Annotated in this window: 6 protein-coding genes; 3 read left to right on the top strand and 3 right to left on the bottom strand. The window is 68.9% G+C overall.

Annotated elements, in window-relative coordinates:
• Positions 1–142: 142 nt before the first annotated feature.
• The 3 genes from AB0M65_RS40220 to AB0M65_RS40230 are packed head-to-tail and all read left to right on the top strand — an operon-like array spanning position 143 to position 2,000.
• The gene (locus AB0M65_RS40220; protein WP_364040716.1) at positions 143–616 is read left to right on the top strand and encodes an Lrp/AsnC family transcriptional regulator; all 474 of its coding nucleotides are present in this window, start codon (positions 143–145) and stop codon (positions 614–616) included.
• Positions 617–627: 11 nt separating this feature from the next.
• Positions 628–921, top strand: a complete 294-nt coding sequence (locus AB0M65_RS40225) for a DUF4229 domain-containing protein (RefSeq protein WP_364040719.1) — start codon at positions 628–630, stop codon at positions 919–921.
• Positions 918–2,000, top strand: a complete 1,083-nt coding sequence (locus AB0M65_RS40230) for a PLP-dependent cysteine synthase family protein (RefSeq protein ID WP_364040722.1) — start codon at positions 918–920, stop codon at positions 1,998–2,000. Before AB0M65_RS40225 ends, AB0M65_RS40230 begins: the two co-directional genes overlap by 4 nt.
• A 337-nt stretch (positions 2,001–2,337) precedes the next feature.
• On the opposite strand, the gene AB0M65_RS40235 is transcribed toward AB0M65_RS40230, so the two are convergent.
• From AB0M65_RS40235 to menE, 3 genes are all read right to left on the bottom strand, one after another.
• On the bottom strand, positions 2,338–3,207 hold the full coding sequence (locus AB0M65_RS40235; protein ID WP_364040725.1) for a 1,4-dihydroxy-2-naphthoate polyprenyltransferase: 870 nt from the start codon (positions 3,205–3,207) through the stop codon (positions 2,338–2,340).
• A gap of 91 nt (positions 3,208–3,298) precedes the next feature.
• Positions 3,299–3,457: a hypothetical protein gene (locus AB0M65_RS40240; protein ID WP_168214479.1), complete on the bottom strand. Its 159-nt coding sequence runs from the start codon at positions 3,455–3,457 to the stop codon at positions 3,299–3,301.
• A gap of 63 nt (positions 3,458–3,520) precedes the next feature.
• The gene (gene menE / locus AB0M65_RS40245; protein ID WP_364040728.1) at positions 3,521–4,645 is read right to left on the bottom strand and encodes an o-succinylbenzoate--CoA ligase; all 1,125 of its coding nucleotides are present in this window, start codon (positions 4,643–4,645) and stop codon (positions 3,521–3,523) included.
• Between the last annotated feature and the right edge of the window lie 69 nt (positions 4,646–4,714).

Genomic DNA, 4,714 nt, shown 5'->3' on the forward strand with positions numbered 1-4,714 from the left:
GACGGCCCAGCTTCCCGCTGGACGTACGGCCGAAAGGTCCGAGTACAACCCGGTACGAGGACCTTCCGGCCGCACGCCCAGCGGAAACCTGGATCGCCGATACCCACGAAGCACTTCCGAAACCAACCACTAAGGTGTAGCGGTGGACCAGGTGGATCGGAAGATCATCGCGGCATTGCGGGAGAACGGCCGGGCTACCTACGCCGACCTCGGCCGATCGGTCGGGCTCTCGGCGTCATCGGTGCACGAACGGGTCGGCAAGCTCGAGGCGTCCGGCGTGATCACCGGCTACCACGCCATGGTCGATCCGAGCATGGTCGGACTCGGGGTGACCGCGCTGGTCGGCATCCACCCCACCGACACCGCGACCGATGAGGACGTCGCGGCGGCGCTCGGTGCCTTGGACGAGGTCGAAAGCTGCTACGCCGTCGCCGGTGACGAAGCGTTCGTCGTCAAGGTGCGGGTGGCGACCGTCGACGACCTGGAGGCCGCGCTCAACCGGCTGCGGCGCATCCCCGGCGTCGGCCGGACCAACACCACCGTGGTGCTTTCCACCCGGTTCGAAGGGCGGCCCAACAACGCGGGCCTGGACGACGGCCGCAACGGCGGCGCGTAACCTGCGTTGATGTGAGCGATACGCCGGAAACCGCCGATCACCTGGCCCGCGACCTGACGCTGTACGTGCTGGCCAGGTTCGTCCTGGTCGGTGTCATCGCGGGCGGGTTGCTGCTGGTCAACGTCCCGCTGCTGGTCGCGTTGCTGATCGGCCTGGTCGTGGGGCTCCCGCTGGGCCTGCTCCTGTTCCGCCCGCTGAACGCGCGCGTGACCGCCGGACTCGCCCGCCGCAACGAAAAGCGTGCCCGTGTCCGTGCGGAACTGCGTTCGCAGCTGCGTGGCGACCGAGCGGACGGGACGGCGTGAGCAGGCTGCACAGCCGGAGCTGGGTCCGCGAGGCCGTCCGCATCATCGAGGCCGACGCGAACCGCAGCGCCGACACCCACCTGCACGTCTTCCCGCTGCCCGCGGACTGGGGCATCGACCTCTACCTGAAGGACGAGTCCGTCCACCCGACCGGCTCGCTCAAGCACCGGCTCGCCCGCTCACTGTTCCTGTACGGCCTGGTGAACGGCCAGATCGGGCAGAACACCGTGCTCGTCGAGGCCTCCAGCGGCTCGACGGCGGTTTCGGAGGCGTACTTCGCGCGGATGCTCGGGCTGCGGTTCATCACCGTGGTGCCGCGGAGCACCTCGCCGGAGAAGATCGCGCTCATCGAGTTCTACGGCGGCGAGTGTCACTACGTCGACCGCGCGCCCGACATGTACCCGGAGGCCGAGAGGCTCGCTTCGGAGTGCAACGGCCACTACCTCGACCAATTCACCTACGCCGAACGCGCGACGGACTGGCGTGGGAACAACAACATCGCCGAGTCGGTGTACGCGCAGATGCAGTCAGAACGGCACCCCATACCGACCTGGATCGTGGTCGGCGCCGGAACGGGCGGGACGAGCGCGACCTTCGGCCGCTACGTGCGCTACAAGCGGCACACCACGAAGATCGCCGTCGTCGACCCGGAGAACTCGTCGTTCTTCGGCGCCTGGGAAACCGGCGCACTCGACTACGCGACCGGCATGCCGTCGCGGATCGAGGGCATCGGGCGGCCACGCGTCGAGCCGTCTTTCGTGCCCGGCGTGATCGACGAGATGCTGCAAGTACCCGACGCCGGTTCGCTGGCGGCCATCCGGCTGCTGCGCGAGCACACCGGGCACTGGGCGGGCGGCTCGACCGGCACGAACCTCTTCGGCGCGTTCACGCTGATCTCGCGGATGATTTCGGAAGGCCAGGCGGGCAGCGTCGTCACACTGCTGTGCGACGGCGGTGAGCGGTACGCGAACACGTACTACAACGACGAGTGGCTGGCACAGAAGAACCTCGACATCGCTCCGTACCAGGAGATGTACCGGGAATTCCTGGTGAGCGGGAAGTTCGCTCCGGAGGTCTGACGGGCTTGTACCTCAGACGCGCGGGATCACGAAAAGAGCAAGGGACCTTTGCTATCGCCTAGGCCACAGGTTGTGGGTGGCAGGTCTCGCGGCAGGCACGGGTAGTGGGCCGAAGCGGAAAATTCAAGGAATGAACGGTCCGTTCAGTGCTCCCGCTCGCCTGAGCCTCCACGCGGGCTCACGGGGCGCCCCGACCGGAGGCTCCCGACCGGACGCGCCCGACCGGAGGCGCCCCGACCGGCCTGACCGGTCCTTTCGCGCCGCACCGTGTGGATTTCGGGTCATCTGACGCGTCGAGATCCACACGGTCGCGCCACAAAGGTCCAGTGACAGCTCGCTAGACGGAGAGGGCGACCGCGGTCAGGATCGCCCACCCCAGCATGGCGAGACCGGTGTCCCGCAGCGCCGGGATCAGTGCCCGCCCCTGTTGGCCGCCGCCGACGGCCTTGACCGACTTCAGCAGCAGCGGCGCGGTCACCAGGCCCAGCAGCGCCCACGGGGTCACGAAGGCGAGCAGCACACTGACGACGTACGGCACCGCGACCAGCGCCAGGTAAAGCCGCCGGGTCCCCTTGTCGCCGATCCGCGTGGCGAGTGTGCGCTTGCCGGACTCGATGTCGGTCGGGATGTCGCGGAGGTTGTTGGCGGTCAGCACACCGGTCGAGAACGAGCCGACGGCGACCGCGCAGCCCAGCGCCGTCCAGCTGACCTGTCCGGCTTGGACGTACACCGTGCCCAGCACGCCGGCGAGCCCGAAGAAGACGAAGACCGCGATCTCGCCGAAACCGTAGTAGCCGTAAGGCTTCTTGCCGCCGGTGTAGAACCAGGCGCCGAGGATGCAGACGGCGCCCATGGCCAGCAGCCACCAGAGCCCGCTGATCGCGACGAGCACGAGCCCGAGGATCCCCGCGAGCCCGAGGGCCGCGAGAGCGGCGAAGAGCACGGCTTTCGGCTTCGCGACTCCGGAGCCGACCAGTCGCAGCGGGCCGACGCGGTTTTCGTCGGTGCCGCGGATGCCGTCGGAGTAGTCGTTGGCGTAGTTGACGCCGACGATCAGGGCCAGTGAGACGAGCAGCGCGAGCAGCGAGCGCGACCACGAGAAGTCGTCCAGCGCGACCGCCGCGCCGACTCCGGCGACCACCGGCGCCACCGCGTTGGGCAGCGTCCGCGGGCGCGCCCCTTCGATCCATTCACCAGCAGTCGCCATACCGCCATTCTGGCCCTGGTGCCTACCCGCTGGTATGCGGGGCTCATCACTCGCTCGCGGTGCCGAGCCACCGCGAGCGAGTGATGAATCGCTACTTCAGATCTTTGATGGTGTCTTCGAGCGTCCAGGTGAGTGTGCCGCTGTTCGGAACGGCGGTTTCCGGTTCGTCCGCCAGCGCGGGTCCGGCCAAAGCGACCAGTCCCATCGTGACGGCGGTGCAGGCCAATACTGTGCGTGTCCAGCGCGTCATGCCTAAGACGTAAACCCGCGGGTAATGATCATGTCAACAACGTCCCGGTAATCGGTGGAGAATTCACGACCTTCGTAGGAGGTTTCGGACAGCCGTCCTATCGACCTTTCCGGGGCCTCGCAACGGTAGTTCTTCGGTGAATTCGACCCGCTTCGGAGCGGCCGCCGCACCGGCCTCGTCACGGCACGCGGCACGCAGGGAATCGACGTCGCAACCAGCGCCGACGACGAGTGCGACGACCGCCTCGCCCCACTCGGGATCGGGTACTCCGACCACGCAGGCGTCCCGGATTCCGGGCTGTGCGGTCAGAATCCGTTCGACCGCCGCCGCAGCCACCTTCACCCCGCCGGTGTTGATCATGTCGTCGATCCGGCCGAGGATCTCCAGCCGCCCATCCGGTGACAGCCTGCCGCGATCGGAAGTACGGAACCGGCCACCCGCGAAGGCGTCGGCGGTCAGGCCGGGTCGCAGTCGGTAGCCGTGCGCGAGTATGTCACCCGTGATACACACCCGCTCGTCTTCAAGTTCGACGTGTACTCCATCCAGTGGGACGCCGTCGTAGACACAGCCGCTGGCGGTCTCGCTCATGCCGTACGCGGGGACGATCTTCACGCCCGCTTCGGCCGCGCGCTCCCGGAGTTCCGTGGTCGTCGCCGCGGCGCCGACGATGATCGCATCGAACGCGCGGGCCGCGGCCAGCCCCGGCCCGCCCGCGTCGAGCAGGCGGCCGAGCTGGGTCGGCACGAGCGCGGTGTAGCGCGGCCCGTCCAGCGCGAGGAGCGGTGCGGCGGCCGCTGCGAAGTCGTCCGGCCGGAAACCGGCGGCGTGCAGCAGCGCGGGCGTCGTCCCGGCCAGCAGCGACCGGACGAGTACCTGCAACCCGCCGATGTACTGCGCCGGCGTCGCGAGCAGCCAATGCCCGGGCCCGCCGAGGCGCGCGTGGGTGGCGTGCGCCGACGCGGCCAGCGCGGCGGCCGAGAGCAGGACGCCCTTGGGTTCGCCGGTGGATCCCGAGGTGGCGATGATCACCGCCGTCCCCGGCTCGGCCGGGCGTGTCGGCTCCATCGCGTCGCGCAGGGCCTCGGACGCGTAGGGGAGGACGGCCGGGCCGCCCCCGAGCGCCTCGGCCAGTGCCTCGGTCAGCTCGGTGATCGACTCCGGACTCCCGTCCACCCCTACCGCACGCATCCCGCCAGCCTACGACCGCGTTTAGTCCTCTGGTTGCGATCGTTGCGCACGCAACTACCGCAACCAGAG

Origin of the sequence: Amycolatopsis sp. NPDC051071, assembly GCF_040682875.1 — a bacterium.
Taxonomy (GTDB): Bacteria; Actinomycetota; Actinomycetes; order Mycobacteriales; family Pseudonocardiaceae; genus Amycolatopsis.

Excerpts from the sequence above, each read along its gene's own strand:
- menE (WP_364040728.1), bottom strand. The coding sequence starts at position 4,645 with ATGCGTGCGGTAGGGGTGGACGGGAGTCCGGAGTCGATCACCGAGCTG.
- AB0M65_RS40240 (WP_168214479.1), bottom strand. The coding sequence starts at position 3,457 with ATGACGCGCTGGACACGCACAGTATTGGCCTGCACCGCCGTCACGATG.
- AB0M65_RS40235 (WP_364040725.1), bottom strand. The coding sequence starts at position 3,207 with ATGGCGACTGCTGGTGAATGGATCGAAGGGGCGCGCCCGCGGACGCTG.